Raw genomic sequence first — 22,966 nt, forward strand, 5'->3', positions numbered from 1 at the left:
CCACGGCAACTTCATCAACAGTGTCACTAAAGAAGAAGACGAAATGAATTTAGCAAAAATGAAAGTCGGTACTCGCCTGGGCCTCGGATTCGCCCTGGTGCTGCTGTTCCTGGTGGCTGTGACCGCCGTGGGTATCGCACGCATGGCACAAATCCAGGATCGTCTGGATCACGTGATCAGCGTGAACAACGTCGTCTCGCGCCTGGTGGTGGACATGCGCAACAACGTCGCCGAGCGCGTCAACTCGCTGCGCGTGCTGACCCTGATCGCCGACCCGGCCGACATGGAAAAGGACATGAACCGCAACAAGGAGCTGGCCGCCGCCTACGCCGGCTTCCAGACCAAGCTGAGCGCGCAATTCGCGGTGGAAGCCACGCCGGAAGAGAAGGCGCTGCTGGGCAGCATCAAGGAGGCGGAAGCGCAAGCCATGCCGGCCATCGCCAAGGCGTCCGAGCTGTGGCTGGCGGGCAAGCCTGAAGAGGCGACCCGCGTGCTGGTGAAGGAAATCCGCCCGGCGCAGAAAAAATGGACCGAGGGTCTGGAGCGCCTGGGCGCGCTGGAAGACAAGATGAACGCGCAGATGCAGGTGGAAGCGGCCAATGGCTTCTCCAGCGCCCGCACCTTCATGATCGTGATGGGCCTGCTGGCCGTGGCGATCTCGGTGGCCGCCGCGCTGGTCATCACCCGCGGCCTGCTGAAACAGCTGGGCGGCGAGCCTGACTACACCGCCTCGATCGCAGGCAGCATCGCCAACGGCGACCTGTCGATCTCGATCGACACCTCCGGCGCCGCCAAGGACAGCCTGGTGTCGGAAATGCGCGAAATGCGCGACAGCCTGCGCGACATCGTCAGCCAGGTGCGCACCGGCACCGAGACCATCGGCACCGCCTCGCGTGAAATCGCCGCCGGCAACGTCGACCTGTCGTCGCGTACCGAGATGCAGGCCTCGTCGCTGGAGAAAACCGCGTCGGCCATGGATCAGCTGACCTCGACCGTGAAGCAGAACGCCGACAACGCCCGTGAAGCCAACCAGCTGGCCTCGGCCGCCTCGGATGTGGCGGTCAAGGGCGGCCAGGTGGTGTCGGAAGTGGTCGACACCATGAGCTCGATCGACGCCTCGGCCAAGAAGATCGTGGACATCATCGGCGTGATCGATGGCATCGCCTTCCAGACCAACATCCTGGCGCTGAACGCCGCCGTGGAAGCGGCCCGCGCCGGCGAACAAGGCCGCGGCTTCGCCGTGGTGGCCTCGGAAGTGCGCAACCTGGCGCAACGCAGCGCCGCCGCCGCGAAAGAGATCAAAGCGCTGATCGACGACTCGGTCGAGAAGGTCGGCGCCGGCACCAAGCTGGTCGGCCAGGCCGGCGTGACGATGGACGAGGTGGTGTCCTCGGTGCGCCGCGTGACCGACATCATGAGTGAAATCGCCAACGCCAGCCAGGAACAGAGCGCTGGTATTGCCCAGGTCAACCAGTCCATCATCGAGATGGACAGCATGACCCAACAGAATGCCGCGCTGGTGGAAGAAGCCGCCGCCGCAGCACAAAGCTTGCAGGATCAGGCCGGCGAGCTCGCTCGCGTGGTCAGCATCTTCAAGCTGGTGGAAGGTGAGGAACGCGCCGCGATCGCCGCGCCGGCCTTCGCCGCCAAGGCAGCCGTGGTCAAGCCGATCACCGCCGCCCGCGCTCCTGTGAAGAAACTGGCCGCCAAGCCAGCGCCCGCACCGGCCGCCAAACCGAAGAAAGTCGCGGCGGCCAGCTCGGCCGGCAGCGATGAGTGGGAAGAGTTTTAAGCAGTACGATAATTTGCCGCAGTCTGCCGTCCGCCCTTGTGGACCCATGGCCCGCTGTGGAGTTCGTTTAACCAGTTGTTAATAACAATTTAATTGGGAAATCGCATTATGAACAAGTCTGTATTCGCCGCCGTCATCCTGTCCATCGCTTCGGGCGCCTTCGCCGGTGAAGTGCCAGCCTCGCTGAGCGACAAAAACTGCAAAGCCGAATATCCGAAAGCCTCGCTGATGAACGAAGAGCAGGGCGATGTGACCATGGCCTTCCTGGTCGGCGCCGACGGCAACGTGGTGGAATCCAAAGTGGAGAAATCGAGCGGCTTCAAAAACCTCGACAAGGCGGCCCTGAAAGCGCTGAGCGCTTGCAAATTCAAGCCGGGCACCAAGGATGGCGCCGTGGCCCAGACCTGGACGAAGGTCGACTATAGCTGGAAGCTGTAATTAGTCTTCAACAGGCCGCGCGCGCGTGGCCTGCCTGCCGGATAGATCCTTACACTTTGGGGAAATCAGATGTCTACTACTAAGCGTTGGTTGAGTGTGATCGCAGCAGTGCTCGTATCGAGCGCCCCGGTGGCGTTTGCCGCCGAAGTTCCAGCCAGTTTCGATGCGAAAAACTGCAAGGCCGAGTACCCGAAGGCATCCCTGATGAATGAAGAGCAGGGCACGGTATCGATGTCCTTCCTGGTCAAGCCGGATGGCAGCGTGGCGGATTCCAAAGTCGATAAAAGCAGCGGCTTCAAGAATCTGGACAAGGCCGCCATCAAGGCGCTGAGCGCCTGCAAGTTCAAGCCGGGCACCAAGGACGGCGCGCCGGCCGAGACCTGGACCAAGGTCGACTACGCCTGGAAACTGGACTGATCCGGCACCGGCAGCAGAAAAAAGGAACCGCGCGCGGTTCCTTTTTTTTCGCTTGTTTTTGCGAGTGTAATAAACTGTAATGGCTCGCGTACCGCGTCGCGCTTCCTTATATAGTACGATCTGGAATGAGGAGAACCGCCATGAAAACCATCGTTGTTGCAGTTGCCGCGCTGGCGGCGCTGACTGGCTGCGCGACGCAGCGTCCCGCCTACTACACGCAGGCGCGGGTACAGAATCCGTATGAGTGGCATACCGTCGAGGTGCTGCCGGCCGGCGCGCAAACGCAGTCCGGCACCTGGACCGAGAAACTGCCGCCGTCGCGCGTCAGCTACAGCACCGAGCCGAGCTATACCACCACGACCACCTACGTCAGCCAGCCGGTGTATTACGCGCCGGCGCCGGTCTACTATGCGCCGGCCCCGGCTTATTATTACCCGCCAGTATCGATCGGCCTCGACTTCTCGTTCGGCCGCTGGTGCTGCGGCAGCCGTTGGGGCGGGCGCGGTTACTACCGTCACCGCTGATCCGGTCGGCGCATACGAAAAATCCCGCCAGCGCGCCAGCGCGGCGGGATTTTTTCATGGGCGGGCCGGTTAGCGCAGCACGTAGATGGAAGCCTTGCTCAGCACGTTCTCGGAGCATAATTCGTAAGCGGAAGCGCCGGCCAGCGTGATCAGCAAGGCGCCAAATGCGATATGTAGATAGCGTGCCATGACGGGCTCCTGGAGAGAGGGGAGTGGGATGTCTCCAGAATAGTCCAGGGCCCGTGTTTCCGGCATCAGCCAAACGTCCGACGCGGTGTAGGACTAATGCCCGTCTTCTATCTTTTTAACAACTTACTTCTTCCACAGCGTGACCGGGCCGGCCGGGGCGGTATCCATGGCGTTGGCGCGCTGCAGCCATTGCTCCAGGCGCTCGGGTTGCTTGAGGTGGATGCCCATGCCGTCGATGACGCCGATCTGCTCCAGCATATTGGCGTTGAGCTTGGCCTTGGACACGGTCGGCGCGCCCATCACCATGCGGTCGTAGGCCTTGCGCGCCTTGTTCTCCCACTTGTGCAGGCTGGTCTCGTCGAAGCGGTTGCTTTCGAAATACACGGTCAGGGTGCCGTCCGGATTGCCGAAGCCGACAATGCCGGCGCCCAGGCGGATGTTGGCGTTGTTGGCGGCATCAAAGGAGTCGGTGGGAACGAACACGGCGGCGCGGCCATCGGTATCAGGACGGCCTACAGGGGTGTCTTTGCCATAGGTGCTGACTTCAGTAATGGGTTTATCTTGTGACATATACTTGCTCGAATTCAGGGGATAAACGGAGAGGTGTGGCTGGCTTGCATTGGGATGCAAACGACCGTTCCATTGTAGCGTTAATCTAGTTCCAACGGGCAATAACCGGCATCAAAAAGTTGTAACGGTGGGGGCGCTCATTCGGCTATAGTGGACTGCGTGACAGCCGGGGAGGGACAGATGCCAGCGCACCAGGGATTACGCGTTTTCATCATCGACGACAACGAAATGACGCGCGACCTGCTGCGCGCGATCATCCAGGGCGACAGCTACGATGTGGTGGGCGATGCGGGTACGGCGGAGTCGGCGCGCCTGCGACTGCGCTCGGTTCGCGCCGACATCATCTGTCTGGACGTGGTGATGCCCGACGGCGATGGCCTGAGCTTGCTGAACTGGATACGTGTCAAACAGCCGGAGGCCGAAGTGCTGATGGTGACCGCCAGCACCGACCGCGTCACGGTGGAGCAATCGCTGCGCAATGGCGCCAAGGGCTACATCGTCAAACCCTTCAACCCGGGCACGGTGATGGACACGCTGGACAAGATCGGCGCGCAAATCAAAGCCCGGCGCGCGGCGGGGCGCGCTTAAAGATAGCGCGTGGCCGTAATCATGGTGCCGATCAGCACGAGCGTGAAGCCTGCCATGCGCCATGTCATCTGGTACAGCATGTTGGCGAGGTCGGCTTTGGTGGCGAAGGTCTGTAAAGCCTGGGCTTGGAACGCCTGTAGATTGTTGGCGACCAGATCAATCTTGCCGTTCGTGACCGCCAGCGCTTCCTTGTTCTCGCCGCTCAGGATCGCTAAATCTTCCTTGGTGGCGTAATTGGATTCGATGACTTTCACGGTGAGCGTGAGGTCATTGACTGCCGTGTCGGTGGATTCGGTGTTCGTAGCCATAATCTGATCCTCCGGCTGATACGATTGATTGTCAACCAAGCTCATGGGGCGCATGGCGGCCTCCTCTAAGAGTTGGGAACCAGCGTAGCCCGCTGAGTTGTTCGGCACTGGAGCTGCGTCAAATGTGTGGGCTTGAAAACGCAAAAAGCCCAGTCGTAGACTGGGCTTTTCACTTAATTCTTGGGGTGGCTGATGGGGCTCGAACCCACGACAACAGGAATCACAATCCTGGACTCTACCAACTGAGCTACAGCCACCGCTGTTTTGTTATTCAACTAGTGCTGAACAACGAGCCAGAATTATACAAGCCAGTTTCGATTCCTGCAAATTTAATTACAGCATTTTTTTCGAAACCTGCCCGTGGCCTAAACATCAACCTTTTCCACCGGCTGCCGCAATCCCAGCAAATCGGCAAACGCCTGCGCCAGCGCGCCGGCGTCGCCGGTGGTGTAGCCGCGCAGCGTGGCCTGGCCATCGCCGGCCTGGCGCAGCAGGTTGCCGGCCTCCAGCAGACGGCCCAGCTGGCGCGCCACCGCGTCGCCGGTATCGATCAGGGTGACGTCGTCGCGCTGATGCGCGTGCAGCACGCGCTCGATGCCGCCGCGGACGAAGGGATAGTGGGTGCAGCCCAGCACCAGCGTATCGGCGCCTTGCTCCAGCAGCGGCGCCACATAGCGTTCCAGCATGGCGCCGATTTGCGGCGCATCGAGATCGCCTTTTTCAATCTCATCGACCAGGCCCACCGCCGGCTGCAGCAGGAACTCGGCGCGCGTGGCCGCGCTGATCTGCTCGCGCAGCTGCAGGAATTTCTCGCCCTTGAGCGTGCGCGCGGTCGCCAGCACGCCGACCTTGCCATTGCGCGAGGCGGCGGCGGCCGGCTTGAGGCCAGGCTCCACGCCCACCACCGGCAGCTCGGGATGACGCGCACGCACCGCCTTGATGGCGGCCACGGTGGCGGTGTTGCACGCCACCACCAGCGCCTTGGCGCCTTGCGACAACAGGAACTCCGTCACCGCCAGCGCGCGCTCGACCACATACTCCTCGGTCTTGTCGCCATACGGCGCGTGGCCGGAGTCGGCGAAGTACATCAGGTCCTCGGCCGGATACTGCGCGCGAATGTGGCGCAGCACCGACAGCCCGCCCACGCCGGAATCGAAGACGCCGATGGGGGCGCCGGGAGAGCGGGCGATGTGCATCAGGCGGTCACGACAGGCACGTTCAGCTGCTCGATGCGCGCCTTCCATTCCGCTGGACCGGTGTTGTGCACCGAGGTGCCCTGCGAATCGACGGCCACGGTGACCGGCATGTCGACCACTTCAAACTCGTAGATCGCTTCCATGCCCATGTCGGCAAAGCCCAGCACTTTCGATTGCTTGATCGCTTTCGATACCAGGTAAGCCGAGCCGCCCACCGCCATCAGGTACGCCGACTGGTGCTTCTTGATCGACTCGATCGCGGCTGGGCCACGCTCGGCCTTGCCGATCATCGCGATCAGGCCGGTTTTCTCCAACATCATGTCGGTGAACTTGTCCATGCGGGTGGCGGTGGTCGGGCCGGCCGGGCCCACCACTTCGTCGCGCACCGGATCGACCGGGCCAACGTAGTAGATCACGCGGTTCTTGAAGTCCACCGGCAGTTCCTCGCCCTTGGCCAGCATGTCCTGGATGCGCTTGTGCGCTGCATCGCGGCCGGTCAGCATCTTGCCGTTCAGGAGCAGGGTCTGGCCCGGCTTCCACGAGGCGACTTCTTCCTTGGTCAGCGTGTCCAGATTGACGCGCTTGGATTTCTCGGTGTCCGGCGCCCACGACACATCAGGCCAGGTCGACAGTGGTGGCGGGGTCATGTAGGCGGGACCGGAACCATCCAGCACGAAGTGGCCGTGGCGGGTGGCGGCGCAGTTCGGGATCATGGCGACCGGCTTGGAGGCCGCGTGAGTCGGGTGCATCATGATCTTCACGTCCAGCACCGTGGTCAGGCCGCCCAGGCCTTGCGCGCCGATGCCCAGCGCGTTGATCTTGTCGCACAGTTCGATACGCAGTTCTTCCAGCTTGTTCTGTGGGCCGCGCTGCTTCAGTTCGAACATGTCGATGTCTTCCATCAGCACTTCTTTCGCCATCAGCATGGCCTTCTCGGCGGTGCCGCCGATGCCGATGCCCAGCATGCCCGGCGGGCACCAGCCGGCGCCCATGGTCGGCACGGTTTTCAGTACCCAGTCGATCAGCGAATCGGAAGGATTCATCATGATCATCTTCGACTTGTTTTCCGAACCGCCGCCTTTGGCCGCGACCTTGACGTCGACGGTATTGCCTTCCACCAGCTCCATGTGCACCACGGCCGGCGTGTTGTCCTTGGTGTTCTTGCGGTCGAAGTGCGGGTCGGCCACGATCGAGGCGCGCAGCTTGTTGTCGTCGTAGTTGTAGGCGCGGCGCACGCCTTCGTTGACGGCGTCGGTGACGGTGCCGGTGAAGCCTTCAAAGCGCACACCCATGCCGATCTTCAGGAAGACGTTGACGATGCCGGTGTCCTGGCAGATCGGACGCTTGCCCTCGGCGCACATGCGCGAGTTGGTCAGGATCTGCGCGATGGCGTCCTTGGCGGCCGGGCTTTGCTCGTGCTCGTAGGCGCGGGCCAGGTGCTCGATGTAATCAGCCGGATGGTAGTAGCTGATGTACTGCAGCGCGGCGGCAACGGATTCAATCAGGTCTTCTTGCTTTATGATGGTCATGGTGTTCTCGCGGAGGTTAGTGTTTGGAATCGTTGTGGGTGAGCGTGGTGAGGCGGTCGGTGTAGGCGATGGCCATGGCCGACAGCAGGAACACCACGTGGATCACGGTTTGCGCCGCGATCACTTCGGACTTGTACGAAGCAGCGTTAATAAAAGTTTTCAGCAGATGGATCGACGAAATGCCGACGATGGCCATGGCCAGCTTGGTCTTGAGTACGGAGGCATTCACGTGCGACAGCCACTCGGGCTGGTCCGGATGCGACTCCAGATTCATGCGCGAGATAAAGGTCTCGTAGCCGCCGATGATCACCATCACCAGCAGATTCGAAATCATCACCACATCGATCAGGCCGAGCACCACCAGCATGATGGTGGTTTCATTGAGCTTTTCCGGCACTGGCGCGCCGGGCACGGCGACGGCCTGGAAGATGTGCTGCAGCGAAGCCTCGTTGCCCATGGCGGCGCCGATCAGGTCCTTGAGCTCGACCCAGAAATGAAACACATAGACGCACTGCGCCAGGATCAGGCCGAGGTACAACGGCAACTGCAGCCAGCGGGTCATGAAGATAAAAGCGGGCAGGGGGCGCAGCTTCGGATTGGGCTCAGTCATTACGGCAAAACTCCTGAAAATGAGGCAGACTATGAAGACTGCCGATATTCTACACGCGCTGTCGGGCGACCGCATCGGTAGCTGCTGATGAAAAATTGGTAAAATTGTCGGCTTGCCATCCTCCGCCGGGGACGGGCATGGCTGTAAGGGCGCAGTAAGCGATAACGTTTAGTGTTGATAGCAAACGATTACTACATTGGAGACACCATGAGCGGCACTACTACCCAAGGACCACAAGAATCCCGTATCTTCGCGCCACCGGCGGCGTTCGCAGCCCAGGCGGCGGTATCGGGGATGGATGCATACAACGCGCTGTGCGCGGAGGCGGCGGCCGACTACGAAGGCTTCTGGGCGCGGCTGGCGAAAGAGCACATCGAATGGAAGCAGCCATTCACGCGCACCCTGAACGAAGACAACGCCCCGTTCTACAAATGGTTCGAAGACGGCAAGCTGAACGTCTCGTACAACTGCCTGGACCGCAATCTGCAGAACGGCAACGGCGACAAGACCGCCATCATCTTTGAAGCGGACGACGGCAAGGCCACGCACGTCACCTACAAACAACTGCACGAAAAAGTCTGCAAATTCGCCAACGGCCTGAAAGCGCGCGGCATCAAGAAAGGCGACCGCGTCATCATCTACATGTCGATGTCGGTGGAAGGCGTGGCCGCGATGCAGGCCTGCGCGCGCATCGGCGCGACGCACTCGGTGGTGTTTGGCGGCTTCTCGGCCAAGTCGCTGCAGGAGCGCATCATCGACGCCGGCGCGGTGGCCGTGATCACCGCCGACGAACAACTGCGCGGCGGCAAACACCTGCCGCTGAAAGCCATCGTCGACGAGGCGCTGGCACTGGGCGGCTGCGACACCATCAAGGACGTCATCGTCTACAAACGCACCGGCGGCGCCATCACCTTCAAGGAAGGGCGCGACCTGTGGCTGCACGAGCTGGTCGACGGCCAGTCGGCCGAGTGCGAGCCGGAGTGGGTGGAAGCGGAGCACCCGCTGTTCATCCTCTACACCTCCGGCTCGACCGGCACGCCGAAGGGCGTGCAGCATTCCAGTGGCGGCTATTTGCTGTGGGCGGCGCTGACCATGAAATGGTCGTTCGACATCAAGCCGTCCGACGTGTACTGGTGCACCGCCGACATCGGCTGGGTGACGGGTCACAGCTACATCGCCTACGGCCCGACGGCGGTGGGCGCGACCCAGGTGGTGTTCGAAGGCATCCCGACCTATCCGAACGCTGGCCGCTTCTGGGAGACCGTGGCCAAGCACAAAGTCAACATCTTCTACACCGCGCCGACCGCGATTCGTTCGCTGATCAAGGCCTCGGATGTGGACCCGAAAGTGCATCCGAAGAACTACGACCTGTCGTCGCTGCGTTTGCTGGGCACCGTGGGCGAGCCGATCAATCCGGAAGCGTGGATGTGGTACTACACCCAAGTGGGTGGCGAAAAGTGCCCGATCGTCGACACCTTCTGGCAGACCGAGACCGGCGGCCACATGATCACCCCGCTGCCGGGCGCGACCCCGATGGTGCCGGGCTCGTGCACCTTGCCGCTGCCGGGCATCATGGCCGCCATCGTCGACGAGTCGGGGCATGACGTGCCGAACGGGCAGGGCGGCATCCTGGTGGTCAAGCGTCCGTGGCCGTCAATGATCCGCACCATCTGGAACAATCCGGATCGCTTCAAGACCTCGTACTTCCCCGAGGAGCTGGGCGGCAAGATGTACCTGGCTGGCGATGGCGCGATCCGCAACAAGGACACCGGTTACTTCACCATCACCGGCCGTATCGACGACGTGCTGAACGTGTCGGGTCACCGCATGGGCACGATGGAGATCGAATCGGCGCTGGTGGCCAATCCGCTGGTGGCCGAGGCGGCGGTGGTGGGCAAGCCGGACGACACCACCGGCGAATCGATTTGCGCGTTTGTGGTGCTGAAGCAGGCGCGTCCGACTGGCGACGATGCCAAGAAGATCGCGCTGGAGTTGCGCAACTGGGTGGCCAAGGAGATTGGTCCGATCGCCAAGCCGAAGGAGATTCGTTTTGGGGATAACCTGCCGAAGACGCGTTCGGGCAAGATCATGCGCCGCCTGTTGCGCGTGCTGGCCAAGGGCGAGGTGATTACGCAGGACGTGTCGACGTTGGAGAATCCGGCGATTCTGGAGCAGCTGAAAGAGGCGTCGTAGCGCGTCGTTCCCGCGCAGGCGGGAACCCAATGCGGGGAGGATGACGTCGTGGCAAATAATGTTGGTACTCCCCGGAATCTTTGCTATAATTCGGCGCTTCCCGAGGTTAGGGAAGACCTGGAGAGGTGGATGAGTGGTTGAAGTCGCACGCCTGGAAAGCGTGTATAGGTTAATAGCCTATCGGGGGTTCGAATCCCCCTCTCTCCGCCAGAATTGAAAAAAGCCGCCTTCGGGCGGCTTTTTGCATTTCTGGCGGAGAGAAGCAAGCCCCCTGCGGGGCTTGCGCGGGGGATTCGAAGGGCTTCCCCTACCGGGGAAGCCCTCTCCGAATCGTCCGACTGCCACCGCTACGCGGTGGCGCGCCGGAGGCGCCGCGCGCAGCGCCCGCAAAAATTCCCACAAGCACTATTCCTGAGCATACAAACATACACCGTGCATTGAGCCAAATCAAAAGTATATCAAGCGTGTCCGTGTAATGACCCAGTGAATTCCTGCTCAGGTGATAATACTGAAAGGACATCACGTGAGCATGGTCATGGAAGAAGAAGTAAAACGTTGGACTGCGAAGCGCAAGGCAGCGCTGGTCACTGAAATCATTCAAGGCAAGACGACAGTCGCCGAGGCTAGCCGGGCCTTTGATATGCCGCCTTCGGAGATCGAAGAATGGGTCGATGAAGCCAAGCGCGGCATGGAGAACGCCCTGCGGGCCAAGCCGTTGGATGTCCGCGAGCAGTATGAGCGGCAGATCAAGGAACTCCAGGAAGCATACGGCGAGGCCATGCTTGAACTGCGTGCTCGAAAAAAGCTGGCGTCCCTGCTGGGCGAGGAAGAGAAGTGATCGAAGCGATCCGCCAGGGACTAGCAGAAGACGGTTTCAAAGTTTCGATCAGTAAGCTGTGCCAGTGGTTTGAGATGCCGCGCCGGACTGTGTACTACAAGGCCGTCAAGGCTGCGCCTAAGGTACAGCCACGGTTTGCCGAACCAATCAAGGCCATGATCAATGAGGAGCCATCGTTCGGCTATCGAACTGTCGCGGCCCTGCTTGGCTTCAACAAGAACACGGTACAGCGGATTTTTCAGCTGCGTGGCTGGCAGGTGAAGAAGCGGCCTGTTGGCTTTCGACCGCGTGTCCAAGCCTTGCCTTCGGTGGCGAAAGCTCCGAACGAGCGCTGGGCGACCGATATGTGTCGAGTTTGGGCCGGTCGTGATGGTTGGGCGGTGCTAGCCCTGGTGATCGATTGCCATACCCGCGAATTGCTGGGCTGGCATTTGTCCCGCTCGGGCAAAGCTAAAACGGCGGAGGCGGCCTTGGAGCAGGCCCTCATTGCCCGCTATGGCACCTTGGGCCGGGTCACGGCGCCATTCTTGCTGCGCTCAGATAATGGCTTGGTTTTCACCAGCCGCAGCTATACCAGGTTGGTACGCAGCTATGGCTTACGGCAGGAATTCATCACGCCGCATTGCCCGGAGCAGAACGGCATGGTGGAACGGGTCATTCGAACGCTGAAGGAGCAATGCGTTCACTGTCATCGCTTCGAGAGTTTGCAGCACGCCAGCCGGGTCATCGCTGGCTGGATCGGGTTCTACAACAACCAGCGCCCACATCAAGCGCTGGGGATGAAAACGCCCGCTGAGGCATTTGCGTTAGCGGCTTAAGTTGAGCAGGAACCGCTGGGTCATTACATCCGAATGTGAGATCTGACCCCGTGCTCCTCAGCAACGAGTGGACTGACTTGCTCTGCAAGCACCTAGACTGTAACCTGTTGGGCGACTATTTGCCTGGAAGCCCCATGCCGCTGCAAATAAGCGTGAGCGATTTCGATCCACGAGTCATTGCGACATACAAATCTTTGGTGCCAAGTGAATCGGCATCAAGCACTACCGCATGGTCGTACTCAAGCCCTTTTACCAGTAGTGTAGTGGCGATTAATTTTTTGTGGAGAATAGGTCTTCCTGTGTGTCTGAGATCACGCTGGTATAGATTCGCCGCCTCTATCAAAGTATTCGCCTCACCGTCAATCAGGAGTTTCAATACATTCAGGAAACGATACAGTAAGTCTCGTCGGTATGGCGACGTCTCGGGGCAAGCTCTCAACGCAAGAAAGAATGCCCTTAGGTGGAAGGCCGATGGCGATGTGAGATAGGCATTCGCGGCGATTAATATCGAGGGGTACTTGGTGGTTTTGATTTGTTTTGCGATCTCCCCATTCTTCGTACTAGCAGCCAAAGATTTATCCACGCCAGTAAAACACTTCTTGGCGAAGTCTAAGGCACATAGGAAGCCATCCTTGACCGTTTTCGCTTTCTCAAATTTATTGATGAACGAGAAAAGTGCCTTCCCCTCAACTTCTTCAATTGAAGAAAAGCGACCAGCCATCGTCCTAGCCAAGAGATGCGTCTTGTTCTTCGACTCTTGGTCCCCGCCATGAATAGCAATCACCGACGTGTCATGCCCCAAGAAACTAGACAATGTTGAATACTGCTTAGTGCCTAAGAATTCTGGTTTGGTGTAGATCTTCCTCACACAACTAGGCACGCCATTTCGAAGGTCAATTTGCTGACCAAGTTCCAATTTCTTTCGCACAGTTTTGAGCCAGGCTCCGAGGTCAGAAGCACCCGCATTATTCCACCGGTGCGGTATCTCTAATTTACCTAAGCAATCAAAGTGAGGAAAGATTTTGAGATCCCAATCTACAGGCTTTCCACCACCACCAAAATCAAAGATGGCTTGCAACGGGTCGCCCAAGATGCGGCATGGCATAAACTGCGCTAGTTCAAAAACCAAACTGTGCTGGAGGTCAGAGCAATCCTGATACTCATCCACATACACACCCGAGTACGTAGACCTGACAATATGGCGGATGAACTCTTTCCCTGGCAATTTCGAGCAGCACACATAAAGCTTTTCCCATTCCTTACTTGATGGATGTTCGATGTTCCACCCTGACGTTTGGGGGTATGCGAGGCAAAGTCGCAGCGACCAACTGGCAATGGTGTCGACATGGTATTTTGAGGCAGGAACACCAAGGACATTCATCTTGGTCTTGATAGAAGCCACGCCTGCAAATGTATGCGTCAAAACTAGTTGACGATGGCCGGCAGCCTTGACCGCCAATGCAATCAAATGAGTCTTACCGAAGCCAGCAGGGGCAATGACATAGCCCTTCGTAGTGCACCTACTCAGCGTGATCGCGAGTTCATCAGACATGTTCTACCCATGCCCAGAACTTGTTTAGTTTGATGGCTAAATCCTTCTTGGCAAATTCGGCAGTCTTCCATGCTGGGGCAATCGCCTTGAACCAAAGATCACCTTTGGACATGCTCTTGAACCATTCAGACTTCTTGGCCGCGATGCCGATGGCCTTTCTCAGATTCGCGCTATCAACCCAGTTGTCCGTACTTTTGTCCAGCTCCATCTTCACTGTCAGCCGTGCCAAAACGTGATCACGCACTGGGAAGGCGAATTCAGTTTGCGCAAGTTTCAAGCTCGCTTGAATCGCACTCCAAGGTAAATCCTGAATAGCCCGTTCTTCCAGCGACTGCTTTTCACTCCATACCACTACTGGGATTTCAAGCTCTATCAGCTCGGCCTCGTCTGCTGGAGAGAACTGGTCTGGGGCATCAGCATCTGCGAGCACAGACACGTCATAGCAAAGAGACTTCAATGCTTTCGCTAGCGCCTTGACCTTCGCCCCTCCCTTGGCGTCGAGAAGTTCAACACCATAATAGGCAAACGAATCTTTGCCTAGTTCAATTTGATGATCGTCGAAACCCCTCAGGAAACCAACTTCCGTGGCGCCTTCGCAGACAACTATTTTCTTCGCCAAGAAAGCTTCCGCATTCAATCTGATCTTGCCTTGAACTTCGTGCTCTTTGAGGCTTTCATCAGCAGCAGAAATGATCTGCACCATCCCGGCTTTGTTGTGAACTATATAAAGCTCTCTGACAGTAAATTCTCGTAGAACGATTGGCGAATGCGTGGTCAGAAAATACTGTCCGCGCCTGTCGTCCCTAACATGCTTAATTAGTCGCGTGATTCGGTAGGGCTCAAGCCCAAATTCCACTTCATCAAACAGCGTGACGTGACCGTCTTCCAGTCCCATCTTTTGAATGCCACATAAGAGCATTCTGCGTGACCCCAAACCCAACTGCCGCAGTGGGATTTCTCCATCGTGGAGAGCGAGTCCCCCAACCTTCAGGTTGATTGAATTAATGTCGAGGTGAGCCTTATAGGCATCATGAACAGGGACCCCAAGCTCCTTCGCAACCTCTTGCGACTTCACGGCAGCTGCATCAAAATTTTTCAAGGTGAAGGCCCTGTCTGCATCAAGTGAGGAGCGGGCCGTTCGTGAAGTCTTCGCAAGAAGTTCATTCAAGCTCTGTGCTTCTGTCAGCTTAGCGAGCGCGGTTCCATTAGCCCAGGAAAGCTGCTTTTCACTGTAGGCGCCGATGAGGCCAACGCTAACCTTGTTTCGGTCCACCGTTTTGAAATCTATACCTTCAGGCTTACTATCACTCACCACCTGCCACTTCGGTTCCAGATCCTTACTTACCGTCAGCCTCACAGTTAGAATCCGTTCCAAATGGTCATCTGGTTCTGCGTGGAGCACAAGTTTCTTGGCGTCCCAACCGCGCAGACAGTGTCCATACTTCGTCAACGAACAGAATTCCTCTACCAACTCACCGATAGAGACTTCAATGACGATGGATTCTTCCACATTGCACATGTAGAAGTCCGAATCACTGAAGTGCAGATTCCATTGCGGATAGAAGACGTATCTAATCGCCTCCAAAATTGAGGACTTGGTCGAATCACCCTTTCCGATCAAGCAGAAAATGTCTTCAGTTGGAAGACACCACTCAAGCTCTTTTATTCCACGAAAATTCTTGACCGATATTTTTCTGATTTTCATCGATCCCTCTCAAACTAGATTTATTTTTTTACCTGACAGTGACGAATACTGAACTCTGAAGTGGATGCTCGAATGAGTCGTAACTGGTGTGGGACATTTGTGGCCGAGGTCGGCCTTCGGCCTCAACGGGCTAGATAAGCCTCTTTTGGGAGTCTGTTTGCAAGCCTCTTGCTCTAGGCGCTAGAATCACTCTGTTCAATTCAACCATACTCCCAGAAGCCGCTCGACATCTCGTATCATTGCTTTCACATCTTCTAGTTGAAACTCATCAGTTTTCCCATGCGCAGCGCTATTGCGGACACCGGCCAAGGCTGTAATTTGCTTATGTACAAGGCTATTGTATTGGCCCACCTTAGCAAGGTCATCGTTCATTTTGCTAAGTTTGCCTATCGCTATGCCATTCTGTATGCAAAGGTCTCTCAACGCGGTCTCCAGGACCACGCCTGCAACTACTGCCGCAGGAAGGTAGTAGCCGCCACGCGCCAGCTCATCGGCTTGTTCAATTTCATTCGCGAATACTTCTGACTGGACCAAGTTACGATAGCTCACTAGGTAACCACCTTCGAAGTCTTCTTTGGCAGCTAGAAAGACGCTAACGACGCGCTTGAAGCGCGTGGGGGAGTCCTCGTAAGATTGGGATTCTTCGGCTTCCACAAATGACTTAAAGTGCTCAGAAGTTTTTCCGCATATTGTGGAAATCAGGTGCCGGGCCTTTACGCACCATCCAAGAATCAGGTCTTCGTCAATATGAATGTATGCTGACTCATACGAAGAATGTTTGGTAGTCTGAGTGGCAGCAATAGCTTTCGCCTGCTGCTCCAAGTCGTTGAATCGTTTTTTAAGTTGTTGATTCATCAAGCCGCGGAAGTCGTTATCTATCTAGCACTGGAAAGCTCAGGATACCAGCTTGCTGGAATGAAAAACTCTCACTTTGTAACCAAAGGAACACCTTCCTTCAAGTGACGCCTGGTGCTCGTGACAGGCTAGTCCGCTAACGGTGGACTGCGCATTAAAGTTGATTTGCCACCTTGCCTTCGGCTCGGGAAGGGGCATCTTTCGGGGCATGGTCGAGCATACCAGTATGAATACCAAGTGACGAAAGACCTACTTTCGATGATGGGAATCCCCCTCTCGAAATGCAAAAAGCCGCCTTCGGGCGGCTTTTTGCATTTCTGGCGGAGAGAAGCAAGCCCCCTGCGGGGCTTGCGCGGGGGATTCGAAGGGCTTTCCCTACCGGGAAAGCCCTCTCCGAATCGTCCGACTGCCACCGCTACGCGGTGGCGCGCCGGAGGCGCTGCGCGAAGCGCCAGAAAAAATTCCCCTAAGCATCATTCCCCGAAAGGATCACAGCTTGCTAACCCCCACCGGTTTCCCCTTCTGCACCTTGGTCAGAAACACCTTATTCAAGCCTTGATGGTCTTGCGGGCCGAAGGCGATATCGAGTCCGCCCAGGTTGCTGTTCATCTTCTCCAGCGCGGCGAGGAAACTCGCGCGCGTCAGATCGGAGCCGGCCTTCTTCAAGCCCTCCACCAGCACGACCGCGTCGATATACCCCTCAAACGAGGTGTAGTCGAATTCGCCGGCGCCGGCCGCCTTCATGTCGGCCTGATACTGCTTGACGATCGGCAGGCTGTCGTCGAACGGCGACGGCACCACCTGGGTAATGTAGGTGCCCTCGGCGTTCTCACCGGCCGCCTTGATGAAGTTGGCGGTGCCGACAAACGACAGATTAAAGAACTTCGGCTTGAAGCCGGCGGCATGGGCCTTCTGCACCAGCGCGGCGCAGGCCTTGTAGGTGCCGACCATCAGCACCGCGTCCGGCTTGGCCTGCAGCAGCGCGGCCAGCCCGGCATCAACGTCCTCGGTATTGCGCAGATAGTGGCCCTCGCCAGTGATGTTCAACTTGCGCTTTTGCAGCGACAGTTGCAGGCCTTCCTTGCCGACCTTGCCATACGTATCCTCCTGATAGAACAGGCCGATCTTGGTGATGCCGGCGTCGGTCACCAGCCGTTCGACCTGCAGTTCGATCTCGTTGAAATACGAGGAGCGTATATTGAACACGTTCTTATTCAGCGGCGCGCGCAGGAATTCCGCCCCGGTGAATGGCGCGAAGAAGGGAATGTTATTGTCGTTCACCAGCGACAGCGCGGCCTTGCTGGTGGGCGTGCCCACGTAGCCGAACAGCGCGAACACGCCATCCTTCTTGATCAGCTTTTCGGTGGCGGTGGCGGTGCGCTGCGGGTCATAGCCATCGTCCTCGCTGACCAGGACGATCTTGCGTCCATTAACGCCCCCGGCCGCGTTGACTTTCTTGAAATACGCCTCGCTGCCCGCCTTGATCCCCTGTCCCAAACCGGCGGTGGGGCCGGATTGGGCATTGGCCATGCCTATTTTGATTTCGGTGGCGGTGACGCCTGTTTCCGCCAGGGCGGCGGAGGACAGCATCGCGGCAAAGAGAAGTCCCAACAGGGAAAGACGAGAAGTGCGTTTCATGTGTGCCCTTTCGTGCGCGCCGGACGACCCGGCTGGTTAAAATCCGGGAAATGCAGAATGGAAACTCCGCCCTAAGGTACTCTGTTGAGCAGGACCTTGCAATGGTGCGCACGCAACGCCCGGCGCGGGAGGATCCGGGCGGGACTCAGGGCTGCTGCAACTGACCGATCACGCTGGCCACCTTGGTGGTGATCATGTCGACCGCCGGGCCATTGGCGCCGTGCGGGATGATGATGTCGGCGTGGCGCTTGGTCGGCTCGATGAATTGCTTGTGCATCGGGCGTACCGTTTCCAGATACTGGCCGATGACGCTTTCGACCGAGCGGCCGCGCTCGGTGATATCGCGCTGCATGCGGCGGATGAAGCGGATGTCGGAGGCGGTGTCGACGAAAATCTTCAGCGACATCATGTCGCGCAAATCCGGGTCGTACAGGGCGAACAGGCCTTCGATCACGATGACCGGGGCCGGCTTGACCGGAATGGTGCGGTTGGAGCGGTTGTGGATCGTGAAGTCGTACTCCGGCATGTCGATCGCCTCGCCATTGCGCAAGGCCTGGACGTGCTGCACCAGCAGCGGCCATTCGAACGCTTCCGGATGGTCGTAATTCTTCTGGTTGCGGACCTCGGGGGGGAGGTGGGTCTGGTCGCAGTAGTAGTCATCCTGCATCACCACCGAGACCATATCCGCGCCAAACGCGGCCAATACTTTCTGGGACACAGTGGACTTGCCACTGCCGCTACCGCCTGCGACGCCAATAATAAACGGTTGGAAAGAAATCTTGTTCATGCCGAATGATACCGTATGCCGTGGCCGTGCCGGCAAAATCAGGGCCGCTGCAACTGGCCGATCACGCTGGCCACCTTGGTGGTGATCATATCGACGGCCGGCCCGTTGGCGCCGTGCGGAATAATCAGATCGGCGTAGCGCTTGGTCGGCTCGATGAATTGCTTGTGCATCGGACGGACGGTGTCCAGGTACTGGCCGACCACGCTCTGCACCGAGCGGCCGCGCTCGGTGATGTCGCGCTGCATGCGGCGGATGAAGCGGATGTCGGACGCGGTGTCGACGAAAATCTTCAGCGACATCATGTCGCGCAAGTCCGCGTCGTACAGCGCGAACAGGCCTTCGATCACGATGACCGGGGCTGGCTTGACGGGAATGGTGCGGTTGGAGCGGTTGTCGATGGTGAAGTCGTACTCCGGCATCTCGATCGCTTGGCCATTGCGCAAGGCCTGGACGTGCTGTACCAGCAAGGGCCAGTCGAAAGCCTGGGGATGGTCGTAGTTCTGCTGGCGGCGGACTTCCGGGGTGAGGTGGGTCTGGGCGCAATAGTAGTCGTCCTGCATCACGACCGAGACCATATCGGCGCCGAACGACGCCAGCACTTGTTGGGACACCGTCGACTTGCCGCTGCCGCTGCCGCCGGCGACGCCAATCACAAACGGTTGGAAAGAAATCTTGTTCATGCCGAATGATACCGGAACCGCGACCCGAGGGCCAAGGCCATGAGCGCCAAAACACGCCTTGAGCCAAATCAAAAGTGCGGCGCGGATGACGGAATGGAGGACCTGACCCCGGATTGGCGATTGCGCAATCATTTTGCGGAATTGTGTGCTATCTTTGCACTCCCATCATTAAATGATTGCGCAAACATGTTTGGTGCCAAGGTCCGGGGACTACGCTGGTGGATGATCGGCTTGATCATGCTGGGCGCGGTCATTAATTATCTGACGCGCAGCACGCTGGCGGTCGCGGCGCCGACGCTGCTCACTGAACTCCATATCTCCACCAAGGAGTATTCGTACATCACAGCCGCCTTCCAGGGCATGATCATGCTGCAGCCGCTGTGCGGCTATGTGCTCGATGTGATCGGCCTGAAACTCGGCTTCGCCATGTTCGCCGCGGCCTGGTCGGTCATCTGCATGTTTCACGGCATGGCCACCAATTGGCAGACGCTGGCGGTCCTGCGCGGCTTGCTCGGCCTGGCCGAGGGCTCGGCCAATCCGGCCGGCATGAAGGCGGTGTCGATCTGGTTCCCGGCCAAGGAGCGCGGCATGGCCGGCGGTATTTTCAATATCGGCGCTTCGTTCGGTTCGATGCTGGCGCCGCCGCTGGTGGTGTGGGCGATTCTGCACTATAACTGGCAGTCGGCTTTCGTGATCACCGGCGCGCTCGGCTTGATCTGGGTGGCGCTGTGGCTGCTGCTGTACGATGCGCCGGCGCGCCATCGCCGCCTGTCGGCCGAGGAGGCGCAACATATCGCCGCCGGCCAGGAGCAGCATCTGGAAGGCGACGGCAAGCGTCCTTCCATCCTCAGTATTCTCAAGATGCGCAATTTCTGGGGTATCGCGCTGCCGCGTTTCCTGGCCGATCCGGCCTGGGGCACGCTGTCGTTCTGGGTGCCGCTGTACCTGACCACGGTGCGCCATTTCGATCTGGCGCAGATCGCGATGTTCGCCTGGCTGCCTTTCCTCGCCGCCGATCTGGGTTGCCTGTTCGGGCCGGTCGTGGTGCTGGCCTTGCAGAAGCGCGGCGTGCGCCTGATTAACGCGCGGCGCGGCGCTTTCACGCTGGGGGCGACGATGATGATGGGCGTGGCCTTCGTCGGCTACGTCGATAGCCCTTACGCGGCGATCGCCTTGCTGAGCCTGGCCGGCTTCGCGCACCAGACGCTGTCGGTCACGGTGATTACCATGTCGTCCGACCTGTTCCGCCGCAACGAGGTGGCGACGGTGGCCGGCATGTGCGGCACCTTCGGCAATTTCGGCCTGCTGCTGTTTTCGCTGCTGATCGGCGGCCTGATGGCCACCGTGGGTTATACGCCTTTCTTCATCAGCCTGGCCGTGCTGGATCTGGTGGCGGCGCTGTTGCTTTGGACTTTGGTACGAGAAAAAACCGCATGATTCAGAATCCCATCCTCACCGGCTTCAATCCCGATCCCTCCATCGTGCGCGTGGGCGACGATTATTACATCGCGACTTCCACCTTCGAGTGGTATCCGGGCGTGCAGATTCATCATTCGCGCGATCTGGTCAACTGGCGCCTGCTGACGCGCCCGCTCACGCGCGCCAGCCAGCTCAATATGCTGGGCGCGCCGGATTCGTGCGGCGTGTGGGCGCCGTGCCTCACCTATGCGGATGGCTTGTTCTGGCTGATCTACACCGACGTCAAGCGTTACGGCCGCACCTCGACCGGGGGCGCCGCCGGCGGCGCGTCCCTGCGCGATTTCCACAACTATCTGGTGACCAGCCCCAGCATCGAGGGGCCGTGGTCCGATCCGGTGTACCTCAACAGCAGCGGTTTCGATCCCTCGCTGTTCCATGACGACGATGGCCGCAAGTATGTGCTCAACCAGCTGTGGGATCACCGTCCCGGCAGCAACCGCTTCGCCGGCATCGTGCTGCAGGAGTATGCGGACGGCAAGCTGATCGGCAAGCGCGAGAATATTTTCAAGGGCACACCCCACGGGCTGACCGAAGGGCCGCACCTGTACAAGCGCGACGGCTATTACTATCTGCTGACGGCGGAGGGCGGCACTGGCTGGAATCACGGTGTCACCATGGCGCGTTCGCGCAATCTACTGGGGCCGTATGAGCTGCATCCCGACGTGACCATTCTCAGCGCGCGCCATCGGCCGGATGTGGCGCTGCAGCGGGCGGGGCACGGCGATCTGGTGGAGACGCCGGACGGGCAAACCTATATGGTCTACCTGTGCGGCCGGCCGCTGCGCAATCGCGGCACCTGCACGCTGGGCCGCGAGACGGCGATCCAGCCGATGGTGTGGGGCGAGGATGGCTGGCTGCGCACGGCCGACGGCGCCGGCACGCCCGAGCCGCAGGCCTTGGCGCCGGCGTTGCCGGAGCATCGCTTCGCGCAAGCGCCGGCGCGCGAGGATTTCGACGCGCCACGACTGCCGCTGGCTTTCCAGTGGCTGCGTTCGCCGTGGCCGGAAGAGTTGTTCAGCCTGAGCGCGCGGCCCGGACACCTGCGCCTGTTCGGCCGCGAGACGCTGGGTAGCCAGTTCCGCCAGGCGCTGGTGGCGCGCCGTCAGCAGTCGCATTGCTACAGCGCGGGTACGCTGGTGGAGTTCGAGCCCGAGCATTATCAGCAGCAGGCTGGACTGGTGTGCTACTACGGCGCGGCCAAGTTCCATTATCTCTACATCACGCATGATGACGAGGTGGGCAAGCATTTGCGCGTGATGAGCAGCCTGCCCAATCATGTGCAGACCGACGCCTTCACCACGCCGATCGCGCTGCCGTCAGGCGTGCCGGTGGAGTTGCGTGTGGAGGTCGATGAAGAGCGCCTGTACTTCGGCTATCGCCTGGATGGCGGCGACTGGCAATGGCTGCCGCAGCAGTTCGATGCGAGCATTCTGTCCGACGAAGCCAATGCGCCGGGGCAGCCCAACTTCACGGGCGCCTTTGTCGGCATGGCTTGCCAGGATATGGCGGGAACGGGCCTGCACGCGGACTTCGATTACTTCGACTATCGCGAGCGGCCGTTTTGCCTCGACCCGCGACGTGTTAGCGACGAGGCTGAAACAGCGCACAAGCCCGCCAGCAGCATCGCGGCCGTGGCTGGTTCGGGCACAGGCGCCGCAGGAGCGGGCGCCGGGCCGGCGTAGGTGCGGAAGGTGTAGTCGAACTGGGCGAATGGGGTGTAGTCGTTGGCGTAGGCCATGCCGTGCTGGTAGTCGTTCAGCGAGCCGCCGAGGATGAAGTAGGGGATGTCGCCGCTGAAGGTGAGGTAGTAGGTTTTGCCCGCCTCGGCTTTGACCGGCGTCCAGAAGGTGTCCACCCACAAGGTGCCCATGCCGCGTGCCTCGCCTTCGGCCAGCTTGGTGCCGCCCTGCGTGGGCAAGCCGTCCCATAGTGCGATGGTGACCGGGCCGCTTTCCTCGGTCTGCCACAGCTGCACGCCGGCGCCGCTGATGGTCGCGGCCTCGGTCTGGAACGATTGCGCCAGGCCGGGTTGGTACAGGCCCGCCATCTTGGTGGCTTTTTCCGGCTGGTTTTGGTCGATGGTGTTTTGTGCGGCGGCCGGCAGCGCGCTGAGCACGAGGCTGCCGGCGAGCAGGCACGAACAGGTAAGCAGACGCATGGACTTCTCCTCGTGAATGTTGGAAATTTTTCTTGCAGGAGAGTTAAGTCTATTGCTGCTCAGTCCGGCACAATGTGCGTTTGCTAACACCGGCGCCATGAT

At 59.3% G+C, this 22,966-nt stretch carries 21 protein-coding genes, 2 tRNA genes and 1 pseudogene; 11 read left to right on the forward strand and 13 right to left on the reverse strand.

All coding sequences use genetic code 11. The features are described 5' to 3' along the window. Window positions 1-43 precede the first annotated feature (43 nt). The 4 genes from FHW83_RS11205 to FHW83_RS11220 all read left to right on the forward strand — a co-directional run bounded on the left by FHW83_RS11205 (window position 44) and on the right by FHW83_RS11220 (window position 3,171). Window positions 44-1,792, forward strand: a complete 1,749-nt coding sequence (locus FHW83_RS11205) for a methyl-accepting chemotaxis protein (protein WP_218106247.1) — start codon at window positions 44-46, stop codon at window positions 1,790-1,792. A gap of 108 nt (window positions 1,793-1,900) precedes the next feature. Beyond that, entirely contained in the window at window positions 1,901-2,230 is a 330-nt protein-coding gene (locus FHW83_RS11210) for an energy transducer TonB (protein WP_176646435.1), read from the forward strand. Between the two features lie 69 nt (window positions 2,231-2,299). Further along, window positions 2,300-2,647: an energy transducer TonB gene (locus FHW83_RS11215; RefSeq protein WP_176646436.1), complete on the forward strand. Its 348-nt coding sequence runs from the start codon at window positions 2,300-2,302 to the stop codon at window positions 2,645-2,647. A gap of 140 nt (window positions 2,648-2,787) precedes the next feature. Further along, window positions 2,788-3,171, forward strand: coding sequence for a hypothetical protein (locus FHW83_RS11220; protein ID WP_176646437.1), 384 nt, complete (start codon window positions 2,788-2,790; stop codon window positions 3,169-3,171). A gap of 312 nt (window positions 3,172-3,483) precedes the next feature. Here FHW83_RS11220 and FHW83_RS11225 read toward each other — a convergent pair whose 3' ends face one another. Further along, window positions 3,484-3,930, reverse strand: coding sequence for a hypothetical protein (locus tag FHW83_RS11225; protein WP_176646438.1), 447 nt, complete (start codon window positions 3,928-3,930; stop codon window positions 3,484-3,486). A gap of 180 nt (window positions 3,931-4,110) precedes the next feature. Here FHW83_RS11225 and FHW83_RS11230 point away from each other — a divergent pair, with 180 nt between their 5' ends. Then, a complete protein-coding gene (locus FHW83_RS11230; RefSeq protein ID WP_176646439.1) occupies window positions 4,111-4,518 on the forward strand; it encodes a response regulator in 408 nt (135 codons plus the stop codon). Here FHW83_RS11230 and FHW83_RS11235 read toward each other — a convergent pair. The 5 genes from FHW83_RS11235 to FHW83_RS11255 form a co-directional block, all read right to left on the reverse strand. Then, on the reverse strand, window positions 4,515-4,880 hold the full coding sequence (locus FHW83_RS11235) for a hypothetical protein (protein WP_176646440.1): 366 nt from the start codon (window positions 4,878-4,880) through the stop codon (window positions 4,515-4,517). The genes FHW83_RS11230 and FHW83_RS11235 overlap by 4 nt on opposite strands. A 127-nt stretch (window positions 4,881-5,007) precedes the next feature. Continuing rightward, window positions 5,008-5,083, reverse strand: a tRNA-His gene (locus FHW83_RS11240). Between the two features lie 108 nt (window positions 5,084-5,191). Then, a complete protein-coding gene (murI, locus tag FHW83_RS11245; RefSeq protein WP_176646441.1) occupies window positions 5,192-6,022 on the reverse strand; it encodes a glutamate racemase in 831 nt (276 codons plus the stop codon). Further along, a complete protein-coding gene (locus tag FHW83_RS11250) occupies window positions 6,022-7,551 on the reverse strand; it encodes a fumarate hydratase (RefSeq protein ID WP_155463529.1) in 1,530 nt (509 codons plus the stop codon). The genes murI and FHW83_RS11250 overlap by 1 nt, the downstream gene beginning before the upstream one ends. A gap of 16 nt (window positions 7,552-7,567) precedes the next feature. Beyond that, a complete protein-coding gene (locus FHW83_RS11255) occupies window positions 7,568-8,161 on the reverse strand; it encodes a YqhA family protein (RefSeq protein WP_176646442.1) in 594 nt (197 codons plus the stop codon). A 207-nt stretch (window positions 8,162-8,368) separates the two neighbouring features. On the opposite strand from FHW83_RS11255, the gene acs reads away from it, so the two are divergent. The 4 genes from acs (at window position 8,369) to FHW83_RS11275 (ending at window position 12,010) form a co-directional block, all read left to right on the forward strand. Next, window positions 8,369-10,354, forward strand: a complete 1,986-nt coding sequence (acs, locus tag FHW83_RS11260; RefSeq protein WP_176646443.1) for an acetate--CoA ligase — start codon at window positions 8,369-8,371, stop codon at window positions 10,352-10,354. Window positions 10,355-10,473: 119 nt separating this feature from the next. Next, window positions 10,474-10,564: transfer RNA gene (locus FHW83_RS11265), tRNA-Ser, on the forward strand. A 313-nt stretch (window positions 10,565-10,877) separates the two neighbouring features. After that, window positions 10,878-11,192 carry a transposase gene (locus FHW83_RS11270; RefSeq protein WP_028103033.1) on the forward strand — a complete coding sequence of 105 codons (315 nt, stop codon included), beginning with the start codon at window positions 10,878-10,880 and terminating at the stop codon, window positions 11,190-11,192. Then, on the forward strand, window positions 11,189-12,010 hold the full coding sequence (locus FHW83_RS11275; protein WP_176646444.1) for an IS3 family transposase: 822 nt from the start codon (window positions 11,189-11,191) through the stop codon (window positions 12,008-12,010). The genes FHW83_RS11270 and FHW83_RS11275 overlap by 4 nt, the downstream gene beginning before the upstream one ends. 115 nt (window positions 12,011-12,125) lie before the next feature. Here FHW83_RS11275 and FHW83_RS11280 read toward each other — a convergent pair whose 3' ends face one another. The 6 genes from FHW83_RS11280 to udk (FHW83_RS11305) form a co-directional block, all read right to left on the reverse strand. Continuing rightward, the gene (locus FHW83_RS11280) at window positions 12,126-13,562 is read right to left on the reverse strand and encodes a UvrD-helicase domain-containing protein (RefSeq protein ID WP_176646445.1); all 1,437 of its coding nucleotides are present in this window, start codon (window positions 13,560-13,562) and stop codon (window positions 12,126-12,128) included. Continuing rightward, window positions 13,555-15,267: an ATP-dependent endonuclease gene (locus FHW83_RS11285; protein ID WP_176646446.1), complete on the reverse strand. Its 1,713-nt coding sequence runs from the start codon at window positions 15,265-15,267 to the stop codon at window positions 13,555-13,557. The genes FHW83_RS11280 and FHW83_RS11285 overlap by 8 nt, the downstream gene beginning before the upstream one ends. Window positions 15,268-15,462: 195 nt before the next feature. Next, window positions 15,463-16,122 carry a DUF4145 domain-containing protein gene (locus FHW83_RS11290; RefSeq protein WP_176646447.1) on the reverse strand — a complete coding sequence of 220 codons (660 nt, stop codon included), beginning with the start codon at window positions 16,120-16,122 and terminating at the stop codon, window positions 15,463-15,465. 489 nt (window positions 16,123-16,611) lie between these two features. After that, window positions 16,612-17,760, reverse strand: coding sequence for an ABC transporter substrate-binding protein (locus tag FHW83_RS11295; protein ID WP_218106248.1), 1,149 nt, complete (start codon window positions 17,758-17,760; stop codon window positions 16,612-16,614). 145 nt (window positions 17,761-17,905) lie between these two features. Further along, window positions 17,906-18,547: a uridine kinase gene (gene udk / locus FHW83_RS11300; protein WP_176646448.1), complete on the reverse strand. Its 642-nt coding sequence runs from the start codon at window positions 18,545-18,547 to the stop codon at window positions 17,906-17,908. A 38-nt stretch (window positions 18,548-18,585) separates the two neighbouring features. After that, a complete protein-coding gene (gene udk, locus FHW83_RS11305; RefSeq protein WP_176646449.1) occupies window positions 18,586-19,227 on the reverse strand; it encodes a uridine kinase in 642 nt (213 codons plus the stop codon). A gap of 222 nt (window positions 19,228-19,449) precedes the next feature. On the opposite strand from udk (FHW83_RS11305), the gene FHW83_RS11310 reads away from it, so the two are divergent. Both FHW83_RS11310 and FHW83_RS11315 read left to right on the forward strand, forming a co-directional pair. Next, window positions 19,450-20,664, forward strand: a complete 1,215-nt coding sequence (locus FHW83_RS11310; RefSeq protein ID WP_229224125.1) for an MFS transporter — start codon at window positions 19,450-19,452, stop codon at window positions 20,662-20,664. Beyond that, entirely contained in the window at window positions 20,661-22,388 is a 1,728-nt protein-coding gene (locus FHW83_RS11315; protein WP_218106249.1) for a glycoside hydrolase family 43 protein, read from the forward strand. Before FHW83_RS11310 ends, FHW83_RS11315 begins: the two co-directional genes overlap by 4 nt. Here FHW83_RS11315 and FHW83_RS30670 read toward each other — a convergent pair. After that, window positions 22,310-22,963, reverse strand: a pseudogene (locus tag FHW83_RS30670) (hypothetical protein); the annotation flags it as partial. The gene FHW83_RS11315 and the pseudogene FHW83_RS30670 overlap by 79 nt on opposite strands. Window positions 22,964-22,966: the final 3 nt, after the last annotated feature.

The sequence above is a fragment of the Duganella sp. SG902 genome (genome assembly GCF_013376005.1).
Classification (GTDB): Bacteria; Pseudomonadota; Gammaproteobacteria; order Burkholderiales; family Burkholderiaceae_D; genus Rugamonas.

What these genes read in the sequence shown, in the direction of transcription:
- FHW83_RS11205 (WP_218106247.1), top strand. Translation starts at nt 44, where the DNA reads ATGAATTTAGCAAAAATGAAAGTCGGTACTCGCCTGGGCCTCGGATTC.
- FHW83_RS11210 (WP_176646435.1), top strand. Translation starts at nt 1,901, where the DNA reads ATGAACAAGTCTGTATTCGCCGCCGTCATCCTGTCCATCGCTTCGGGC.
- FHW83_RS11215 (WP_176646436.1), top strand. Translation starts at nt 2,300, where the DNA reads ATGTCTACTACTAAGCGTTGGTTGAGTGTGATCGCAGCAGTGCTCGTA.
- FHW83_RS11220 (WP_176646437.1), top strand. Translation starts at nt 2,788, where the DNA reads ATGAAAACCATCGTTGTTGCAGTTGCCGCGCTGGCGGCGCTGACTGGC.
- FHW83_RS11225 (WP_176646438.1), bottom strand. Translation starts at nt 3,930, where the DNA reads ATGTCACAAGATAAACCCATTACTGAAGTCAGCACCTATGGCAAAGAC.
- FHW83_RS11230 (WP_176646439.1), top strand. Translation starts at nt 4,111, where the DNA reads ATGCCAGCGCACCAGGGATTACGCGTTTTCATCATCGACGACAACGAA.
- FHW83_RS11235 (WP_176646440.1), bottom strand. Translation starts at nt 4,880, where the DNA reads ATGCGCCCCATGAGCTTGGTTGACAATCAATCGTATCAGCCGGAGGAT.
- murI (WP_176646441.1), bottom strand. Translation starts at nt 6,022, where the DNA reads ATGCACATCGCCCGCTCTCCCGGCGCCCCCATCGGCGTCTTCGATTCC.
- FHW83_RS11250 (WP_155463529.1), bottom strand. Translation starts at nt 7,551, where the DNA reads ATGACCATCATAAAGCAAGAAGACCTGATTGAATCCGTTGCCGCCGCG.
- FHW83_RS11255 (WP_176646442.1), bottom strand. Translation starts at nt 8,161, where the DNA reads ATGACTGAGCCCAATCCGAAGCTGCGCCCCCTGCCCGCTTTTATCTTC.
- acs (WP_176646443.1), top strand. Translation starts at nt 8,369, where the DNA reads ATGAGCGGCACTACTACCCAAGGACCACAAGAATCCCGTATCTTCGCG.
- FHW83_RS11280 (WP_176646445.1), bottom strand. Translation starts at nt 13,562, where the DNA reads ATGTCTGATGAACTCGCGATCACGCTGAGTAGGTGCACTACGAAGGGC.
- FHW83_RS11285 (WP_176646446.1), bottom strand. Translation starts at nt 15,267, where the DNA reads ATGAAAATCAGAAAAATATCGGTCAAGAATTTTCGTGGAATAAAAGAG.
- FHW83_RS11290 (WP_176646447.1), bottom strand. Translation starts at nt 16,122, where the DNA reads ATGAATCAACAACTTAAAAAACGATTCAACGACTTGGAGCAGCAGGCG.
- FHW83_RS11295 (WP_218106248.1), bottom strand. Translation starts at nt 17,760, where the DNA reads ATGAAACGCACTTCTCGTCTTTCCCTGTTGGGACTTCTCTTTGCCGCG.
- udk (WP_176646448.1), bottom strand. Translation starts at nt 18,547, where the DNA reads ATGAACAAGATTTCTTTCCAACCGTTTATTATTGGCGTCGCAGGCGGT.
- udk (WP_176646449.1), bottom strand. Translation starts at nt 19,227, where the DNA reads ATGAACAAGATTTCTTTCCAACCGTTTGTGATTGGCGTCGCCGGCGGC.
- FHW83_RS11310 (WP_229224125.1), top strand. Translation starts at nt 19,450, where the DNA reads ATGATCGGCTTGATCATGCTGGGCGCGGTCATTAATTATCTGACGCGC.
- FHW83_RS11315 (WP_218106249.1), top strand. Translation starts at nt 20,661, where the DNA reads ATGATTCAGAATCCCATCCTCACCGGCTTCAATCCCGATCCCTCCATC.